General features: G+C 49.1%; 23 protein-coding genes and 1 other annotated feature. Of the genes, 1 reads left to right on the forward strand and 22 read right to left on the reverse strand.

All coding sequences use genetic code 11. The annotated features are described in order from the left end of the window. Positions 1 to 138: 138 nt before the first annotated feature. The 19 genes from L6442_RS30015 to L6442_RS30105 all read right to left on the reverse strand — a co-directional run bounded on the left by L6442_RS30015 (position 139) and on the right by L6442_RS30105 (position 14,232). The gene (locus tag L6442_RS30015; protein ID WP_212980819.1) at positions 139 to 744 is read right to left on the reverse strand and encodes a class I SAM-dependent methyltransferase; all 606 of its coding nucleotides are present in this window, start codon (positions 742 to 744) and stop codon (positions 139 to 141) included. Between the two features lie 260 nt (positions 745 to 1,004). Then, entirely contained in the window at positions 1,005 to 1,370 is a 366-nt protein-coding gene (rplL, locus tag L6442_RS30020) for a 50S ribosomal protein L7/L12 (RefSeq protein WP_194234528.1), read from the reverse strand. A gap of 69 nt (positions 1,371 to 1,439) precedes the next feature. Next, entirely contained in the window at positions 1,440 to 1,943 is a 504-nt protein-coding gene (rplJ, locus tag L6442_RS30025) for a 50S ribosomal protein L10 (RefSeq protein ID WP_194234527.1), read from the reverse strand. Positions 1,944 to 2,038: 95 nt separating this feature from the next. After that, positions 2,039 to 2,197 (reverse strand) — a sequence feature (ribosomal protein L10 leader region). A 65-nt stretch (positions 2,198 to 2,262) separates the two neighbouring features. Further along, a complete protein-coding gene (gene rplA, locus L6442_RS30030; protein WP_194234526.1) occupies positions 2,263 to 2,955 on the reverse strand; it encodes a 50S ribosomal protein L1 in 693 nt (230 codons plus the stop codon). An 89-nt stretch (positions 2,956 to 3,044) separates the two neighbouring features. Beyond that, positions 3,045 to 3,470, reverse strand: coding sequence for a 50S ribosomal protein L11 (rplK, locus tag L6442_RS30035; protein ID WP_212980818.1), 426 nt, complete (start codon positions 3,468 to 3,470; stop codon positions 3,045 to 3,047). Between the two features lie 69 nt (positions 3,471 to 3,539). Then, a complete protein-coding gene (nusG, locus tag L6442_RS30040) occupies positions 3,540 to 4,073 on the reverse strand; it encodes a transcription termination/antitermination protein NusG (RefSeq protein ID WP_036712536.1) in 534 nt (177 codons plus the stop codon). Between the two features lie 31 nt (positions 4,074 to 4,104). Then, complete coding sequence (secE, locus tag L6442_RS30045; RefSeq protein WP_194234524.1) at positions 4,105 to 4,296, reverse strand: preprotein translocase subunit SecE; 192 nt, start codon at positions 4,294 to 4,296, stop codon at positions 4,105 to 4,107. Positions 4,297 to 4,317: 21 nt separating this feature from the next. Next, positions 4,318 to 4,467 (reverse strand): 50S ribosomal protein L33, encoded by a 150-nt coding sequence (gene rpmG / locus L6442_RS30050; RefSeq protein WP_076176720.1) that lies wholly within the window; start codon positions 4,465 to 4,467, stop codon positions 4,318 to 4,320. Between the two features lie 395 nt (positions 4,468 to 4,862). Then, the gene (gene sigH / locus L6442_RS30055) at positions 4,863 to 5,507 is read right to left on the reverse strand and encodes an RNA polymerase sporulation sigma factor SigH (RefSeq protein ID WP_194234523.1); all 645 of its coding nucleotides are present in this window, start codon (positions 5,505 to 5,507) and stop codon (positions 4,863 to 4,865) included. Positions 5,508 to 5,670: 163 nt separating this feature from the next. Next, on the reverse strand, positions 5,671 to 6,192 hold the full coding sequence (locus tag L6442_RS30060; protein ID WP_194234522.1) for an NYN domain-containing protein: 522 nt from the start codon (positions 6,190 to 6,192) through the stop codon (positions 5,671 to 5,673). Positions 6,193 to 6,198: 6 nt separating this feature from the next. Next, positions 6,199 to 6,942: a 23S rRNA (guanosine(2251)-2'-O)-methyltransferase RlmB gene (rlmB, locus tag L6442_RS30065; protein WP_194234573.1), complete on the reverse strand. Its 744-nt coding sequence runs from the start codon at positions 6,940 to 6,942 to the stop codon at positions 6,199 to 6,201. A gap of 19 nt (positions 6,943 to 6,961) precedes the next feature. Continuing rightward, the gene (locus L6442_RS30070; RefSeq protein ID WP_237100131.1) at positions 6,962 to 7,429 is read right to left on the reverse strand and encodes a Mini-ribonuclease 3; all 468 of its coding nucleotides are present in this window, start codon (positions 7,427 to 7,429) and stop codon (positions 6,962 to 6,964) included. Then, positions 7,426 to 8,832: a cysteine--tRNA ligase gene (gene cysS / locus L6442_RS30075; protein ID WP_212980817.1), complete on the reverse strand. Its 1,407-nt coding sequence runs from the start codon at positions 8,830 to 8,832 to the stop codon at positions 7,426 to 7,428. Before cysS ends, L6442_RS30070 begins: the two co-directional genes overlap by 4 nt. Before the next feature lie 93 nt (positions 8,833 to 8,925). Further along, positions 8,926 to 9,609 carry a serine O-acetyltransferase gene (gene cysE / locus L6442_RS30080; protein WP_212980836.1) on the reverse strand — a complete coding sequence of 228 codons (684 nt, stop codon included), beginning with the start codon at positions 9,607 to 9,609 and terminating at the stop codon, positions 8,926 to 8,928. A 140-nt stretch (positions 9,610 to 9,749) separates the two neighbouring features. Then, on the reverse strand, positions 9,750 to 9,935 hold the full coding sequence (locus tag L6442_RS30085) for a hypothetical protein (protein ID WP_212980816.1): 186 nt from the start codon (positions 9,933 to 9,935) through the stop codon (positions 9,750 to 9,752). A gap of 244 nt (positions 9,936 to 10,179) precedes the next feature. Next, complete coding sequence (gene gltX / locus L6442_RS30090) at positions 10,180 to 11,643, reverse strand: glutamate--tRNA ligase (RefSeq protein WP_212980815.1); 1,464 nt, start codon at positions 11,641 to 11,643, stop codon at positions 10,180 to 10,182. Between the two features lie 260 nt (positions 11,644 to 11,903). Then, positions 11,904 to 12,392, reverse strand: a complete 489-nt coding sequence (gene ispF, locus L6442_RS30095; protein ID WP_194234518.1) for a 2-C-methyl-D-erythritol 2,4-cyclodiphosphate synthase — start codon at positions 12,390 to 12,392, stop codon at positions 11,904 to 11,906. Continuing rightward, the gene (ispD, locus tag L6442_RS30100) at positions 12,389 to 13,093 is read right to left on the reverse strand and encodes a 2-C-methyl-D-erythritol 4-phosphate cytidylyltransferase (protein WP_272880300.1); all 705 of its coding nucleotides are present in this window, start codon (positions 13,091 to 13,093) and stop codon (positions 12,389 to 12,391) included. Before ispD ends, ispF begins: the two co-directional genes overlap by 4 nt. A gap of 62 nt (positions 13,094 to 13,155) precedes the next feature. Further along, a complete protein-coding gene (locus L6442_RS30105) occupies positions 13,156 to 14,232 on the reverse strand; it encodes a PIN/TRAM domain-containing protein (RefSeq protein WP_212980814.1) in 1,077 nt (358 codons plus the stop codon). Positions 14,233 to 14,435: 203 nt separating this feature from the next. On the opposite strand from L6442_RS30105, the gene L6442_RS30110 reads away from it, so the two are divergent. Next, positions 14,436 to 14,831, forward strand: a complete 396-nt coding sequence (locus L6442_RS30110; RefSeq protein ID WP_194234516.1) for a nucleoside triphosphate pyrophosphohydrolase family protein — start codon at positions 14,436 to 14,438, stop codon at positions 14,829 to 14,831. Positions 14,832 to 15,063: 232 nt separating this feature from the next. On the opposite strand, the gene pssA is transcribed toward L6442_RS30110, so the two are convergent. From pssA to radA, 3 genes are read right to left on the reverse strand one after another with little or no spacing between them, the layout of a single operon-like run. Beyond that, the gene (pssA, locus tag L6442_RS30115; protein ID WP_212980813.1) at positions 15,064 to 15,792 is read right to left on the reverse strand and encodes a CDP-diacylglycerol--serine O-phosphatidyltransferase; all 729 of its coding nucleotides are present in this window, start codon (positions 15,790 to 15,792) and stop codon (positions 15,064 to 15,066) included. 54 nt (positions 15,793 to 15,846) lie between these two features. Then, entirely contained in the window at positions 15,847 to 16,923 is a 1,077-nt protein-coding gene (gene disA, locus L6442_RS30120) for a DNA integrity scanning diadenylate cyclase DisA (protein WP_194234514.1), read from the reverse strand. Between the two features lie 13 nt (positions 16,924 to 16,936). Next, entirely contained in the window at positions 16,937 to 18,304 is a 1,368-nt protein-coding gene (radA, locus tag L6442_RS30125; protein ID WP_212980812.1) for a DNA repair protein RadA, read from the reverse strand. Positions 18,305 to 18,376: the final 72 nt, after the last annotated feature.

Here is an 18,376-nt window from a genome sequence, read left to right on the forward strand (position 1 = left end):
AACATGGTCTTGTTTATGCATCTCCCCGCATAAAAACTATTGACATTTCAGTCAACTAAAGACAAGAAGCCTATCCTAATACTGACATTTTACAATAATACCATATCAGTATTTTCAAGTCAATAGCTCTGTTGCACATTATTTCGAAATTTTTACGGCCTTGAAAATGCGGTAGCCTTTATCCTTCGTTACTTCCTCCACCTGCCCGAACAAGTCTTCCAGTTTGGCTTTAGCCGAAGGCGCCCCTTGTTTTTTCTGAATGACAATCCACAGTGCTCCTCCATCCCGCAAATGCGCGTAAGCTTGCTCGAAAATGGAATGCACCGTTTGTTTCCCGGCACGGATCGGCGGATTGCTGAGCACGACGTCAAAGTTCTTCCCTGCAACGCCCGCAAACAAATCGCTCTCGAGAATCGTTACGTTTGAGATACCGTTCAGTTTTGCATTTTCTTTGGCCAATTCCACCGCACGGGAGTTCACATCAAGCATGGTCACATGACCGCCGGCGGCAAGCTTCGCAGCCGCTAAACCAATCGGACCGTAGCCGCAGCCCACATCCAAAACTTCCGCATGCTCCGGAATTTCCATCGCCTCGATCAGCACCTTGCTGCCATAGTCCACGCCCTTTTTGGAAAACACGCCGGCATCGCTGACGAACCTCAAAACCTGACCGCGTAGATGTTCATCCAAATAGCGCCGGTCATGGCTCGCTTCCGGCTGGCTTGAATAATAGTGCTGCGACATGATCTCCCTCCGTATCATCGGTTATATTAAGATTATAGAATTTATAAGTTTTAAGCAGAGCTTAAGCAATTCTATAATCGCAAGAAAAACATCCGCTAAATGCGGCCCTCGTTTCTTAGATGTACGTTGATAGACGTGTTTCTTATTACAGCCTCTCCCATCCGTATCGAATTCAATCCTGCGGGAGGAGCGTTTTTACAAAAACAAACCCCTTGAGAAATTCAAGGGGTTTGTTATGTTTAAAGCTGCTTTAGAAGGAATTACTTCACTTCTACAGTAGCGCCTGCTTCTTCCAACTTAGCTTTGATGGAGTCAGCTTCTTCTTTACCCACTTTTTCTTTCAGTGGTTTTGGTGCGTTGTCAACGAGGTCTTTAGCTTCTTTCAAGCCGAGGCCAGTGATTTCGCGAACCGCTTTGATAACGTTGATTTTGGAAGCGCCAGCGCTAGCCAGAATTACGTCGAATTCTGTTTGCTCAGCTGCTTCAGCGCCGCCAGCTGCGCCGCCTACTACAGCAACCGGAGCTGCAGCAGTTACGCCGAATTCTTCTTCGATTGCTTTAACCAGATCGTTCAGTTCCAAAACAGACATGCCTTTGATTGCTTCCAAGATTTGCTCTTTACTCATGGTTGAACCTCCATTTTATAATTAAAATTTTTTAGTGTTTTACTTCATACTGCATGAAGAAGCAGGTGCTTACGCGCCTTGTTCTTCTTTCTCTGCAACGGCTTTAACTGCAAGCGCGAAGTTGCGCACAGGAGCTTGAAGCACGCTGAGGAGCATGGAAAGGAGACCTTCGCGGGATGGCAGTTCTGCCAGCGCTTTTACTTGGTCAACGCCAACTACACGGCCTTCGACCACGCCACCTTTCAATTTCAAAGCCTCGTTTTTCTTAGCAAAATCGTTAAGGATTTTAGCTGGAGCCACGGCGTCTTCCGCACTGAAAGCAATCGCTGTAGGACCGGTCAATACTTCGTTCAGTTCTGTCAGCTCAGCAGCAGCGGTAGCGCGGCGCAGCAATGTGTTTTTAAGCACCTGGAATTCAACGCCAGCTTCGCGAAGCTGCTTACGCAGTTCGGTTACTTGGGAAACGTTCAATCCACGGTAGTCAGCTACAACGGTCGTTGCGCTTCCGCGCAATTTAGCCGTTATGGCATCTACGGATTCTTGTTTCGCTTGAATCACTTTTGCGTTTGCCAATGTCTACACCTCCTGAAAGTTTCGCTGTCCGGCATCCGGGGAGCACCGGACCATTACTGGATGAGGAACAAGCCGTCCCCCATCCTTTACTGATTCTAGGCAAGTAAAAAGCCTCCGTAGAATCACGAAGGCCTGATGAATAACGATTGTCCGAAATCACTTCAAAGCAATCATCTATATTCTATCACAACACCTCGGTAGGAAATTAAGCCTTTAGGGGCACCTACTGTCTACGGTAAGCATATTCAACTTTAATGGTCAATCTCACAACAACTTTTACAGATTATCAGATAACGCGACATAAGTCAACGTTATTTTCTTATCTGAAAGAAGCTGTGTTCACGCGTGCACTAGGTCCCATCGTCGAGGATACAGCGATCCCTTTCAGATAAACACCTTTTGCAGCAGCCGGTTTAGCACGGTTGAGCGCATCGATGAGAGCTTTGAGGTTCTCATTCAATTTTGCGGCATCAAAGGATACTTTACCGATTGGAGCGTGAATTTGACCTGCTTTATCCAGACGGTATTCGATTTTACCAGCTTTGATTTCTTGAACCGCTTTGGCAACATCGAATGTAACTGTACCTGCTTTAGGGTTAGGCATGAGGCCTTTACCACCGAGCAGACGACCCAGTTTACCGACTTCGCTCATCATGTCAGGTGTAGCTACGCAGACATCGAATTCGAACCAGCCTTGTTGGATTTTGTTGATCATGTCTTGATCGCCAACATAATCCGCGCCAGCCGCTTCCGCTTCTTTCGCTTTATCACCTTTTGCAAATACCAGTACACGTTGCGTTTTGCCTGTGCCGTGAGGCAGGACAACCACGCCACGAACAGCCTGGTCTTGTTTACGTGGGTCTACGCCCAAACGAACTGCAGCTTCAACGGTTTCGTCGAATTTGGCAGTCGCAGCCTTTTTCACAAGCTCAACGGCTTCTGCTGGCTCGTAAAATGCTTCGCTGTCAATCAGCTTGGCAGCTTCAACATATTTCTTACCATGTTTCGCCATGTTTGTTCCTCCTTTGTGGTTTTAACGGAAATTCCTCCCACATATGCCAGTCACATTGACCGGTTGTCGCAGAAAAACCGAAATAAAAATTAATCTTCGATATTGATACCCATGCTGCGGGCAGTACCTTCAACCATACGCATAGCAGCTTCAACGGAAGCAGCGTTCAGGTCAGGCATTTTGGTTTCGGCGATTTCACGAACCTTGTCGCGTTTAACCGTTGCCACCTTTTTCTTGTTAGGTTCGCCGGAACCCTTCTCGATTTTTGCAGCTACGCGAAGCAGAACTGCAGCCGGTGGAGTTTTGGTGATAAACGTAAAGGAGCGATCTTCAAATACCGAGATTTCAACCGGAATAATCAGACCAGCTTGGTCAGCGGTACGCGCGTTGAATTCTTTACAGAATGCCATGATGTTGACACCTGCTTGACCCAATGCAGGACCTACTGGTGGCGCCGGATTCGCTTTCCCTGCAGGAATTTGCAGTTTCACCATTTTGATTACCTTTTTTGCCATGTAAGACACCTCCTTAAAAGTGGTTAACGGGACCTATAGCCCCTCCCACAAGAAACCTGAAGAAAATATTTATATCTTCTCCACTTGAGTATAATCCAGCTCAAGCGGGGTTTCCCGTCCAAACATGTTGACGTGAACTTTGAGTTTGCTCTTGTCGGCAAGAATTTCTTCCACGGAGCCCACAAAATTCGCAAACGGACCAACTTTGATACGCACGGATTCCTTAATGTCGAATTCGATCTTCGGTTTAGGTTCTTCCATGCCCATATGCTTCAGGATTTGATCAACTTCCTCCGGAAGCAAAGGCGTCGGTTTGGAACCCGAACCTGTCGAACCAACGAACCCTGTAACCCCTGGCGTGTTGCGCACAACATACCAAGAATCGTCGGTCTGGATCATTTCAACCAAGACATATCCGGGGTAAACTTTTCTCATGACGGTCTTTTTCTTACCGTCTTTGTTCACCACTTCTTCTTCCATCGGAACAAGAACGCGGAAAATCTTGTCTTCCATGCCCATGGACTCAACGCGTTTTTCCAAATTGGCCTTAACCTTGTTCTCATACCCGGAATAGGTATGAACAACATACCATCTTTTCTCCATTGTTTCCATATCAAGCCACCCTGGACCCTTCTTAAATAATCGCTTCGATCACAGCGGAAATGCCGATATCCAGAACCCAAAAATAAATCGTGACGAATGCAATGGTGCCAAGGACGATCAGTGTGTAATTCGTCAGCTCTTTACGATTAGGCCAGCGAACTTTTTTGAGTTCCGCCCAGCTTTCAGAGAAAAAGGAAAACAGAGACTTGAAACCTTTTTTCACGCCGACTACACCTCCAAAAAACTATCTAGTTTCGCGATGAGGAGTTTGCTCGTTACAGAACTTGCAAAATTTCTTCATCTCCATGCGGTCGGGGTGATTTCGCTTGTTTTTGGTAGTTGTGTAGTTTCTTTGTTTGCAATTCGTACAAGCCAAAGTGATAATTACCCGCATGCTGTGCACCTCCCGAAGACGTCCTTCTTTTCAGAAGGCTCTATATTTCCTAGCAGAACAGCCCAAGCCCTTCATTGCTGAAAAGAAAAAAAACCGTTCCTGCGAAATGAATAAGAAACAAAAACCTGCGGTTTTTGCCTACTCATCCATTAAAACACGCGAATTTAGGCCTACCTAAAACACTTTATCATAAGGGTCAACCCGTGTCAACGAAAGAATCCCCTTGTTCACAGCATGCCGGGATTCGCTTTTTCCTTGTTATCTCAAGCCTTTTTTCTCTGCTGATCTCCGCCTGCATTCATTTACCATTATGATTCATTCATGCAATACTTAAACCCGACATGTCCAATCGTGAAAAAAAAGACTCCATAAAGAGCCTTTTCGTTTCAAAGCGTCTAATTGTCGCGCACTTCCAAATAACGTTCCAGCTTGCGTTTGACACGCTGCAAGGCGTTGTCAATCGATTTCACATGCCGCTTGAGATCTACCGCGATCTCTTGATAGGAGCGGCCGTCCAAGTAAAGCATCAACACTTTGCGTTCCAGGTCGCTTAAAATCTCGGACATTTTGTCCTCAAGACCCACGAACTCCTCTTGATTAATAATCAGTTCCTCTGGATCGGACACATGGGAACCGCAAATCACATCCAGCAGCGTCCGGTCGGAGTCTTCATCGTAAATCGGCTTGTCCAGCGATACATATGAGTTCAACGGAATATGCTTCTGTCTTGTCGCGGTCTTGATCGCCGTAATGATCTGCCTGGTAATGCAGAGCTCGGCAAAAGCCTTAAACGAAGACTGCTTGTCCGTCCGGAAATCGCGGATCGATTTGTACAGACCGATCATGCCTTCCTGAATGATGTCCTCTCGGTCAGCGCCGATCAGAAAGTAAGACCTGGCTTTGGCACGCACGAAATTCCGGTATTTGTTAATCAAAAATTCCAGTGCTTCGCTATCGCCTTCACGAAAATATTCGACAACGTCCTCATCTGACTTATACTCGTAATCCGACAACGTTAATTCTTTGAGGTCTACACTCACCAAGAATCCCCCCGGCTGCAACGCAAGGTACACCGTTACTCTGTGAAATATACGAACAGTATATATGATGGCAGTTGACACCGTCAACCACGTATTACCTAAAAAAGAACGCAAATAACAAAATTGTCAAGAGATTCAAAATTGTAAGTCGTTCCAATTTATGTTATTCCCTGCGCCATTTCTCGAATATTTCCCTGAGATCCGGTTTAAGCTTGCTTTCCAGCGTATTTCGTTTCGATGGGGCATGGTCATGCCGGATGCGGTTTTGGATCGCTTTCTCGCAATTCTCCACCTCGATGAGAAGCTCCCGTGCGGAAACCCGCAGCGCGCCGCGGGCAAAGATCACATGCTGCTCGATGAAATCGCTGGTGGCAACATAGATTTTGCGGCTGCGAAGACTTAGCTCCCCGACAAGCCGCTCTATACATTCATCGGCAGTTTCCTTCTCTTTTGTGAAGTAAACCTGAATTTTACTTTGGGCAAAAGATTTGCCAAGCCCAGGCACCCGGTACGCGTCGAAGACGGCAATCACTTTACGGCCGGTAAAAGCCTGGTAATCGGCCAGCTTCCCAAGCAGCTCATCGCGCGCCTCCTGCATGCTGATTTGCGACAGCTTCGCAAGAGATGGCCAAGCTCCGATCATATTGTAGCCGTCCACCAGGAGCACATCCCGCAAATCTGCCATTCCAGGTTAACCTTGATTGCGGCGGCGCAATACTTCATACATCACTACGCCTGCAGCCACGGAGGCGTTCAGCGAGTTGATCCGTCCGTTCATCGGCAGCTTGATCAGCACGTCGCATTTTTCCCGAATCAGCCGTCCCATGCCTTTGCCTTCATTGCCGATGACGATGGCTACCGGTCCATCAAAGACATTCGTCTCATAAATCCCCGCGGCGGCCGATACGTCTGTGCCTACGACCCATATCCCTTTCTCCTTCAGGGAATCGATCGTCTGCGCCAGATTGGTTACCCTCGCAACCGGAACATACTCCGCCGCACCGGCGGAGGTTTTGGAAACGGTGGCCGTTACCTGGGCGGAGCGGCGCTTCGGCACGATCACTCCATGTACGCCGGTGCAATCCGCCGTGCGCAAAATAGATCCAAGGTTGTGTGGATCCTCGATCTCGTCCAGCAGCAGAATAAAAGGCGGCTCCCCTTTATTTTCAGCAGCCTGCAAAATATCCTCCACTTCAGCGTAAGCATAAGGAGCGACTTGAGCCACGACGCCTTGATGCTGAACGCCCGGCGCCATCTGGTCGAGTTTTCGCTTATCCACTTGCTGGATGACGACGCCAAGCTTTTTAGCCTCGATGATAATCGGCTGCGTCAAATGCTTTTGCGCATTTTCAGCAACCCAGATTTTATTGATCGTGCGGCCGGATTTCAGCGCTTCGATAACCGAATGCTTTCCGCCGATGATTTCTTCCTCCATAACATCCTCCACAAAGCTTTTATTTTTCATGCTGCTGCTCCATATATTCTATGCCCATGCCGATCAGTTCCCGCATCCGTTCTTGCTGCCTGGAGTAATACAAATATCCGATCAAGCCCTCAAAAGCCGTCGCATGCCGGTATTCCAGTACATCGGCATTTTTGGGAATGCTGCCTGATTTGGCATTGCGCCCCTGCCTTACGACATCTTTTTCTTCTTCCGTCAAAGCCGGCTCAAGCGCGGCGAGAATTCTGGCTTGCGCCTTGGCCGATACCATTGCGGTCGCCCGCCGGTGAAGCTGATGCGGCTTGAGGTTCGTTTTGGAAATGAGGTACTGCCTGACCCCCACTTCATAAATGGCATCCCCGATATAAGCAAGCACGATCGGAGGGATCAGCCGCGGCTGGCGGGAAGGCGGATATTCGAACCATCCGGACCATTCCGCCCCCGCTCCCGGCGGCATCCCCATGTGATTTCCGCCGCTCATTTACGCCGCCAACGCATGCCCTGCGCCGTATCCTCAAGCAAAATCCCTTGCGCTGCCAATTGATCGCGAATTTCATCGGCACGGCTCCAGTTTTTGTCTTTGCGGGCCTGCGTCCGTTCCGCAATAAGCTTCTCCACCTCTTCATCCAGCAGCTGTTCTTCATCTGCGATGTATAGGCGAAGCACGGCATTCAACTCTTCAAAGACGGCCAACATCTCTTTAAGCTCCTCAGGATTCACCGCAGGTTCCTGCAGCAGCGAATTGGCTTCATTCACCCACTCGAAGATCGAGGTTATGGCATCCGGCGTATTAAAGTCGTCATCCATCTTTTCGTAGTACTGCTTCAAAATGCCTTCCAGCTTTTGCTTCAATTCCTCGCGAACGGGGCCATGGCCGTCAGGAACTGCGGTATTGAGCCGATGCTTCAGGTTGGAGACTGCATTGGCGATCCGCTCCACGCTGTTTGTCGCCTGATCCATCGTTTCGGCATTAAAGTTAAGCGGATTGCGGTAATGGGTTGAAAGCATGAAATAACGGATGGCTTCTTTTTTGAATTGCTTGCGCAAATCTTTGACGAGTATCCCGTTGCCAAGCGATTTCGACATTTTTTCGTTGTTGATTTTGATATAGCCGTTATGCATCCAGTATTTGGCCAGCGGCTTGCCTGTCAGCGCTTCGGATTGGGCTACCTCGCATTCATGGTGCGGGAATTGCAAATCCTGTCCGCCCCCGTGGATATCGATCGTGTCCCCCAAATAGCGCCGGGCCATGGCCGAGCATTCGATATGCCAGCCCGGGCGGCCGTTGCCCCATGGACTGGACCAGAAGATTTCCCCCGGCTTCGCTGCTTTCCAGAGCACAAAGTCTTCTGGATGTTCCTTGCGCTCATCGACGTTGATTCGAATGCCGAACTGCAGCTCGTCGAGCTTTTGATGCGACAGCTTGCCGTAGTCCGGGAATTTATTTGTCCGGTAAAACACGTCCCCGCCTTTTTCATAGGCAAATCCCTTTTTCTCAAGCTCCTGTATGAAGGCGATGATATTGTCCATATTCTCGGTTACCCGCGGGTTAACCGTTGCCTTTTGAATACCGAGCCCTTCCAAATCCTCGTAGTAGGCCTTGATAAACGTATCGGCCACTTCCGGCACGGTACTGTTCATCTGTTCCGCTTTGCGGATCAGCTTGTCGTCTACGTCGGTAAAGTTGACGACATAGTTCACTCCATTGCCGATTTGTTCAAGATACATGCGAACCACGTCGAAAAAGATCATCGGCCGCGCATTCCCGATGTGAATATAGTCGTACACTGTCGGACCGCATACGTACATTTTTACCTTTCCTGGTTCCTGCGGCACAAATTCTTCTTTGGACCGATGCAAAGTATTGTATATTCGAAGCGCCATAATCACGTTTCCTTTCGTTTTAGAGGTTGTTCAAAAAGTCCACTTTTGATAAAGCCTGATCGAAGCCTATGCAAGGATGAGCGACCGCGGCTTTTATTCCCCGGAATTTCCGTCTTGGGCCGTATGAACCCAAGCCCGTTCCCCGCTCTCTTTTTTGATGTTTTCGAGTTCGCTCCGCAGCCTGTCGATCTCTGTTTGCATGTAGCGGATCGAATCCACGATCGGATCCGGGAGCTGGTGGCTCAATCGATCCACGCGGCGGCCGTCCTGCTTGACAATCCGGCCTGGGATGCCCACGACCGTACTGTTGGAGGGAACTTCCCGCAGCACAACCGAATTGGCTCCGATATTGCTTTGGTCCCCCACTTTGAAAGATCCGAGAACCTTGGCGCCGGAAGCAATGACGACATTGTTGCCGATGGTCGGGTGGCGCTTCCCCTTTTCCTTGCCCGTACCGCCCAACGTTACGCCTTGGTAGATGACGACATCATCGCCAATTTCACATGTCTCGCCGATCACCACTCCCATGCCGTGGTCGATGAAGAGCCTATTTCCTATTTTGGCACCGGGATGGATCTCGATTCCTGTCATAAACCGGCTGCACTGCGAAATGATGCGGGCAAGGGTGAACCATCGGCGGGTATACAGTTTATGCGCAATCCGGTGAGCCCAGATGGCGTGCAGTCCCGAATAGGTGAACACCACTTCAAACAGACTTCTGGCGGCCGGATCATTTTCAAATACCGTTTGGATATCCGATTTGATTCTCTTAAACATATCCGTTCCCCTTTTCGTCCTCTTCTCTTCCTTCGCTCCCAGGATTCCGTTTGTTTCTAAAGTACCAAAAAACGCCTCGGCAGCTTTCGCTGCAGAGGCGTTATACGCGGTTCCACTCTGCTTGAATCCGTTCCTTTTGCTCATACGCCAAAAGCTTCAGCGCATTTTCGCAAAACGAATCCATCTTTCACGTCCTTATAACGGGGGACCTTCCGGCATAGTCTAACGGTTCGATAATCGAACCGCTCATCCATGCAGCTCACAGGCGCATTTCCGCAGTCGGCATATGGATAACTTCCAGCCGCATGGAAAGCATGATTCTCCATGAGGTTATCCTCTCTGGCAAATGCCTGGGGTTAAAGCGTACTTCTCCTGTTCGTCGCCATTGGCAACTTATAGATGTACTTATGTGTTAGGGACTCGCAAAAGTCCCCTGTCTATTTCGGACCTGACGATAAAGACAGGTTTTATAGATCTTATTTTGGTAGTTATTATATCCGATAATACGCTGCGATGACAAGAATGTTTTAACCGGATGCGCGAAAGGTTTTGCAGCTTTTTCAAAAGCTCCTATTCTCCTTTGATCTGCGATTTCAAACGTTCGATCACGCGATCCTTACCCAGGAGGTAAGTCGTTTCATTCAAATCACGGCCGTGCATTTGGCCTGTCAGAGCCACGCGGATCGGCATAAAGAGCTGCTTGCCTTTAACGCCGGTTTCCTTCTGCACTTCCTTGATCAAAGCCTGGATCCGGGCTGCCGAAAATTTCTCTTCCGCTTCAATTTTGTCCAGCAAAGCCTTCAGTACCGTCGGCACCTGTTCTTCAGCAAGTACCGGCAGGGCTTCCTGATCGATCTCCAATTGGGTGCGGAAAAACATGGCGGACAGATCGACGATATCCGAAGCTGCGGTCATTTGCTCTTGATACAGAGCCACAAGTTTATTCGCCCAAGTTTCCTGCTCTTGGCTCAGTTCGGCCGGCAGGCGACCCGCTTTTTGCAGATGGGGAATGGCCAGCTTGGCGATCCGTTCCGGATCGGCATGCTTGATGTAATAGTTGTTCAGGTGAGCCAGTTTGTTCTGGTCAAATACCGCCGGACTCTTTGAGAGGCGGGCCGGATTAAAGATTTTGATCAGCTCTTCGCGGCTGTAGATTTCTTCTTCCCCTTCAGGCGACCAGCCGAGGAGAGCAATAAAGTTTACCAACGCTTCCGGCAAATAACCGAGTTGATCATACTGCTCGATAAACTGGATGATGGATTCATCCCGCTTGCTGAGTTTCTTATGATTTTCGTTGACGATCAGGGTCATATGCCCAAAACGCGGCGCTTCCCATCCCAGCGCTTCGTAGATCATCAGCTGCCGCGGCGTATTCGAAATATGATCCTCGCCGCGAAGCACGTGGGTGATCTTCATCAGGTAATCGTCGATGACGACGGCATAGTTATATGTCGGAATTCCGTCCTTTTTCACGATGACGAAATCGCCGGTATCTTTTGTATTGAATGAAATCATGCCTTTGACGATGTCGTCGAAAGTATAGGTTTTGTCCTCAGGCACGCGGAAACGAATGCTGGCCGTCCGTCCTTCGGCTTCATAAGCCCGGCGCTGCTCTTCGGTCAGGTCGCGGTGTTTGCCGGAATAACGCGGCGTCTCGCCGCGGGCCATTTGTTCTTCCCGCTCCTTCTCCAATTCCTCTTCCGTGCAGTAGCAGCGATAAGCGAGACCTTTGTCCAGCAGCTCCTGGGTGTATTTGTTATAGATGTCCAGCCGCTCCGTTTGGCGGTACGGCCCGTATGGTCCTCCGATATCGATGCTTTCATCCCAGTTCAGGCCAAGCCATTTCAAATATTTCAACTGGCTTTCTTCGCCCCCTGCAATATTGCGCTTCACATCCGTATCCTCAATCCGGATAATGAAATCCCCGCCTTGATTGCGGGCATACAAATAGTTGAACAACGCTGTTCTGGCATTTCCGATATGTAAATGTCCCGTAGGACTTGGTGCATACCGTACGCGAACTTTATCAGTCATGGTAATACCCCTCCGCTTTGTGTTTACTCGGTCATACATTAATTCTGACAGTGCTATTTGATCGCTACGGTTCCCGGATCGTTCTTCCGATCGCTGTTGTTCCCGGATTTTCTTTGATTTTAACTATTCATTGTAGAAATCCGCTCACAAAGGCGAACGCTGCCGCTTCTCCAGATCGATTCCGGTCCCCTTCGCTACTGCACTGTCATTAGCTATAAGCGTATGAGCCGTTTACTTACGCTTCCACCTCTTCAAATCCTTCAAGATGATAGCACATCTTTGACGAGACAGACAACCGATTGCGCCGCGATACCTTCGCCGCGGCCGGTAAAACCGAGCTGCTCGGTCGTGGTTGCCTTCACGTTCACCTGCTCCGTATCGGCATCCAGCGCATGGGCGATAATCTCGGCCATTTGCGGGATGTATGGGGCCATTTTCGGTTTCTGGGCGATGATCGTACAATCAATATTGCCCAGACGGTACCCCCGCTCCTTCGCCATCTCCCAAATATGAAGCAGCAGCTTCAAACTGTCCGCATCCTTGAACGCCGGGTCCGTGTCGGGAAAATGCTTGCCGATATCCCCCAGGCCAAGCGCACCCAAGATCGCATCCGTTACCGCATGCAGCAGCACGTCGGCATCAGAATGCCCCAGCAGCCCCTTTTCATATGGGATCGTAACCCCTCCAATAATACACGGCCTGTCCTCTACGAGTTGATGTACGTCAAACCCCTGCCCTACACGTATCATGTATTCTTCTCTCCCCTGTGCTTTAACATGAATGCAGCATATTCCAAATCTTCGGGTGTCGTAATTTTAATATTGGTATAGCTGCCTTCTACGACGTTCACCGGAATGCCCATCCTTTCCACCAGCATGGAGTCATCCGTTCCGGTAAAACCGTCGGCTTCAGCCTGTTCATGAGCCTTGCGCAAATCAGAAAGACGAAAAGCCTGTGGGGTATGGATCGCCCACAGACTCCGGCGGTCGGGGGTTGCTTCGATCATTCCCGACTCGCTCACCTGCTTGATGGTATCCTTCACCTTCACGGCGAGGACCGCTGCACCGGTATTCACAGCTTTCCGGTAACATGCCTCGACATGCTCAGGTTCAACGAACGGGCGTACACCATCATGTACCATTACCCATTCCGTTCCGATTGCAAGCAAACCTTTATAAACGGACTGCTGTCTTTCTCGGCCGCCCGAGATCACTTTAATTACCTTGCGAAGCCCGTACCGGGACACCCATCCGGCACATCGATCGATATCATCCGCTCCCGTCACCAGGACGATTTCCTTTACGAGCGGCATCCGATCGAAGACTTCCAATGTATGTACAATGATGGGCTTGTCCTCAAGCAGCAAATACTGCTTGCTTTCACGCGTTCCCATGCGCGAGCCTTTCCCCGCGGCAACCACGATCACGCCCACATGGTTTTGAGTTTCCAAAGCTATCGTTTTGCCTCCCCCGAACCGAAAGAAAAAAATTGTATAATCCCATCATACCCCTTTTACTGGGCTTTTTCCAACAGTTTCGGTTTGGCAAAAATCATTCGTCCCGCAGAAGTCTGAAGCACGCTGGTCACCAGCACTTCCATCATGCTGCCGATGTAATCACGACCGCCCTCAACCACGATCATGGTTCCGTCATCCAAATAGGCCACGCCTTGTCCATGTTCCTTGCCGTCTTTGATGACCTGTACCATTATTTCTTCTCCCGGCAGGACAACCGGTTTGACAGCATTGGCCAGATCATTGATGTTGAGCACCGATACCCCCTGCAGTTCGCAAACTTTATTCAGGTTGTAATCATTGGTAACCACTTTGCCTTCAAGCACTTTGGCGAGCTTGACCAGCTTGCTGTCGACCTCCGAAATCTCTTCGAAGTCCCCTTCATAAATCAATACCCGGACATCCAGCTCCTTTTGGATCTTGTTTAAAATATCAAGTCCTCTGCGGCCGCGGTTGCGCTTGAGCAGATCCGAAGAATCGGCGATATGTTGAAGCTCTTCAAGCACAAACTCCGGAATGACGATCGTGCCTTCGATAAATCCCGTTTTGCAAATATCCGCGATACGCCCGTCAATGATCACGCTCGTATCCAAAATTTTATGCTCCTCAATCTTTCGATCCTCGTAAGCATCCCCTTTGCTCCATCTTCCGGACGTCCAGAGCGTCGCCAGTTCATCCCTTTTATCGAGCCCGATCCGAAATCCCATATATCCGCAGAACAGCGACAATCCCACAGCAGCGATGTCCCCGGCTTTTCCTGCCCAAGCCAAGCTCGGGTAGATTAGCAGCGACAACAAAAGTCCTCCCGTAAGACCGGCCGTTCCGGCCGCAAGTTCTTTCATCGGCATTGCCGCCAGCGTTTGAACAAACGAGTGCAAACGAGTCATTACTGTCTTAGCGCACAGGGAACCTATCAACAAAAATAAAATTGCCCCAAGTCCAGCAAGCATGATGCCTCCCCATACTGAATGATCGATACCTAATCCGGGGAACGTCCATCCGGCTGATTGATGCAAAGTATAACCCGTCCAAGCGCCACACAACCCGGCGAAAGCTATAATGAATTTTCTCAGCATTTGTTCCCGCACCTCCTCGATTAATTAGTTATACATATTTCCTTAGCAGTATGGTCCAATTTTGGACTGCATAATCCTTATTGTTCCATTTTTTATACCGCATTTTGAAAGATGTAAGCGAAATATGTGTCATAACTGGTTGAAAGTGGGTAAAAGCCTGGCATATAATGAATTCAATTCTTATGCTAGAGGTGAAAAGGAAAATGAGCGCACCAAGTTTACACGCTTTTCAGGATCAGGTCTCCGAACTGTTGCTCCGTCACCGTAGTCTATTGGATGTGCTGTCCAAAAACGGACAAAGCAGCGCCTCCGTCAATCGGGCCGTCGCCAAAGCTATTACGGATTGCGGCTGCATTGAACTGCATGCAACCCAGCAGTCCTTTGAACCTGAAGTCAATCTGGAAAAGGCTAAAGATGTGGCACGGACTCATGTCCGCGGAGAATTATGCGAGAACTGCAAGGATATTATCAGTGCCGAGCTCGGGCGCAATATTTTTTACATGTCCGCTTTATGCAACCTGCTCGGGATCAACTTGGATGAAGTCGTGCAAAAAGAATCGGAGAAATGTTCCACCCTCGGCTTGTTTAATTTGTCATGAACCCTAAGGCAAGTCGGCATCAATGCTTCGATATACATTAGAGAAACGTCCATCGTTGTACCTTTACACAAGACAGGCCGTTTTTAGAGGATGTTTTTCTTCCGGTATCAGATGCAATTGCATGAAGCTTCTACTACTATCTTCAAACAAAAAAGCATTTATTTCGCTGCTTGCTTGCAGGAAATAAATGCTTTTTATCATCCGTGATAGTTTTAGATCATATCAAATATCGTTATGAATGATCGTTGTAGACTTTTTGTTCTCCTGACTGATCGCGATGGCGTCTGCGTGTCAGCTTCTCAAAGTTCTGTTTCAACCCGTAAGCCGCATAAAGCACAAGCGGTACGAAAATCAGTTTGGATAATTGGTCCGGAAAAATCACAGCGATCGCCACGCCGGCAACAATGACTACAGGTGCGTACATCACCGCTTTTTTAGGAAGCCCGACCTTCTTGAAGTTAGGATATTTCACCGTGCTGACCATCAGGTACGAAAGAAGCAGCATGGCGATAATCATATAAGGGGCCGAAATTTCTTTATGAAACAGCGACAGCGTGGCAAGAACGCCTCCTGCTGCCGGAATGGGCAGTCCAATAAAATATCCCGGTATCCCGGATTGAACATTAAAACGGGCCAGCCGAAGCGCTCCACAAATCGGGAAGATGGCCGTTACGGCCCAGACCAATGCTTGGTGCATACCATGAAAAGAAGAAACATACATAATGAGTGCGGGTGCAACACCAAAAGAGATCACATCCGAGAGAGAATCGAGTTCTTTGCCGAATTCGCTTTGCGCATTAAGTGCACGGGCCACCCGGCCGTCCAATCCGTCGCAAAGCATCGCAATAATAATCATGATGGCCGCCAAACTTATTTTGTTGTCAAAAGCCAGCATAATTCCTAACATTCCGAGACACAAGTTACCTAAAGTAAACAGGTTCGGAATTGACTTAGTAAACATTTTTTCACCTCGAATATTTTAGTACCCCCGTATCATCCCTTGATTGTATGGTATTTAAATTTGTCTGTCAATGAAGACTTGTTCCTGAAGACGTTTCAGACCTTCTTTGATATTGCGGGCTCTGACTTCGCCAATACCATCCACTTCATCCAATTCCTCGATCGTTGCCATCATAATATGAGGCAGCCTGCCGAAACGCTCGACCAGGTTGTGAATAATGACATTCGGCAGCCGCGGTATTTTGTTCAAGATGCGGTAGCCTCTTGGAGCGATCGCTTCTTCGGATGTCGCTGCGGAGATCGGGTAACCGAGCAGCCGCATCACATAATGAATATCAAGCAGTTCGTCATCCGTAGCCCGTTTTAAGCCGGCGATCATTTCGCGGATCTTCTCGTCATTGTCTTCCCGCGCATAATCTTTGTAGAGGAGCCAAGCCTCCTCTTCCATATTGCTGACCAGTTCCTCCATTTGCATGCTGATCAACCGTCCTTCGTTGCCCAGCTCATTGATGTAGCGCTTGATTTCCATTTTAATGCGCAGCACCATTTCAATCCGCTGGATTACGTTGACAACTTCCGGAACGGTTACCAATTCTTCAAACTCGGAGGCGGACAGATTGGTGAGCGACTGATTCAGCACGGCCCGGTATTTTTCAAGCGTTTGCAGCGCCTGATTCGCTTTTGTCAAAATAACGCCAATTTCTTTCAGCGCATATCTGAGCGTACCTTGATATAAAGTAATAATATTGCGGCGCTGGGAAATGGAAACGACCAGCTTGCCCGTCTGCTTGGCAACACGTTCTGCGGTACGATGGCGGATGCCTGTTTCGATCGAGGAAATGGAGGAATCGGGAATCAGCTGGGTATTGGCGTACAAAATCCGCTTCAGGTCCTCACTCAATATAATGGCCCCATCCATCTTGGCCAACTCGTATAAATAGTTGGGTGAAAAGTCACAGTTAATCGAAAAGCCGCCGTCCACAACCTCCATGACTTCAGGGCTGTAGCCGACAACAAGCAGCCCTCCGGTTTTGGCGCGCAGCACATTTTCCAAGCCATCCCGAAATGGAGTGCCCGGCGCGACCAGCTTAAGCAGGTCGCTCATTTTATCCATTTGGCTAGATTCCTTCATCTCTTTATGCCCCCTAATCTAAAGCGACCGCTAGTGCATCTGCCACGGTATTGATGCCAATGATTTCAATTCCTTTAGGATGTTTCCAACCCTTTAAGCTTTTTTCCGGCATGATGATCCGCTTAAAACCCAGCTTCTCCGCTTCCCTCACACGCTGTTCGGCCCGTGAAACCGCCCGGACCTCGCCGGTAAGCCCCACTTCTCCGAACATGACATCGTAAGGTTTGGTCGGAATATCTCGAAAACTGGATGCGATGCTGACAGCAATCGCCAAATCGACAGCCGGCTCATCCAGCTTGACGCCGCCGGCGACATTCAGATAAGCATCCTGGTTTTGCAGGAACATCCCCATTCGTTTCTCAAGTACCGCTATGATCAGTCCCATCCGGTGATGATCAATACCCGTGCACATCCGCCGAGGCGACGGAAAATGCGTGGAGGAAATCAATGCCTGAAGCTCGACAAGCACAGGCCGGGTGCCTTCCATGCTGGCGACCACCGTTGATCCTGCAACGCCGAGCGGGCGTTCGGATAGAAACAGTTCGGAAGGGTTCCCCACTTCCACCAGACCGGATTCATTCATTTCAAATATGCCGATTTCATTGGTGGAGCCAAAGCGGTTTTTAACCGCGCGCAAAAGTCGGTACGTATGATGCCGTTCCCCTTCAAAATACAATACACAGTCAACCATATGTTCAAGGAGTCTCGGGCCGGCTATGGCCCCTTCCTTTGTAACATGCCCTACAAGAACAGTCGCAATGCCCATTCCCTTCGCCACCCGCATAAACCGGGCAGTACATTCCCTGACTTGGGCAACGCTGCCTGGCGCACTGGTGACTTCCGGTATGTAGACCGTTTGGATGGAGTCAATCACTAAAAACTGCGGTGCAACATTGTTTATCGCTTCTTCAATGAGATCCATATTGGTCTCGCACAATACATAAAGCTCAGGCGATAAAGCCCCAAGCCGGTCTGCCCGAAGCTTGGTCTGACGCACGGATTCCTCGCCTGAAACATACAAGACGCGCAAACCGGATTGCGTTAAAGCATGCGAGGTTTGCAGCAGCAGGGTAGACTTGCCGATTCCCGGATCCCCGCCGACCAAAATGAGCGAGCCGGGAACAATCCCTCCGCCTAGTACGCGGTTGAGCTCACCGATCCCGGTGTGCACCCGCGCTTCATTGCTGCTTTCTATATTTATGATCGAAAGCGCCTTTTCTTTACTCTGAAACAAAGGAGAATTCATTCCTTGTGTCTTAATAACGCTTTCCGTCTCTTCCACCATTGTATTCCAAGCTTGACAACCTGGACATTTACCATACCACTTGGCAGCTTCATAGCCACATTCTGTACAGTAAAATTTTGTTTTTGTCTTAGCCATGACCTCTCCTTTCGATATGGTTTTTGTCTAATTTTGTCGAATGACCAGGAAATTGGCATTATTATAATTTTA

Source organism: Paenibacillus azoreducens (genome assembly GCF_021654775.1).
GTDB lineage: Bacteria > Bacillota > Bacilli > Paenibacillales > Paenibacillaceae > Paenibacillus_AQ > Paenibacillus_AQ azoreducens.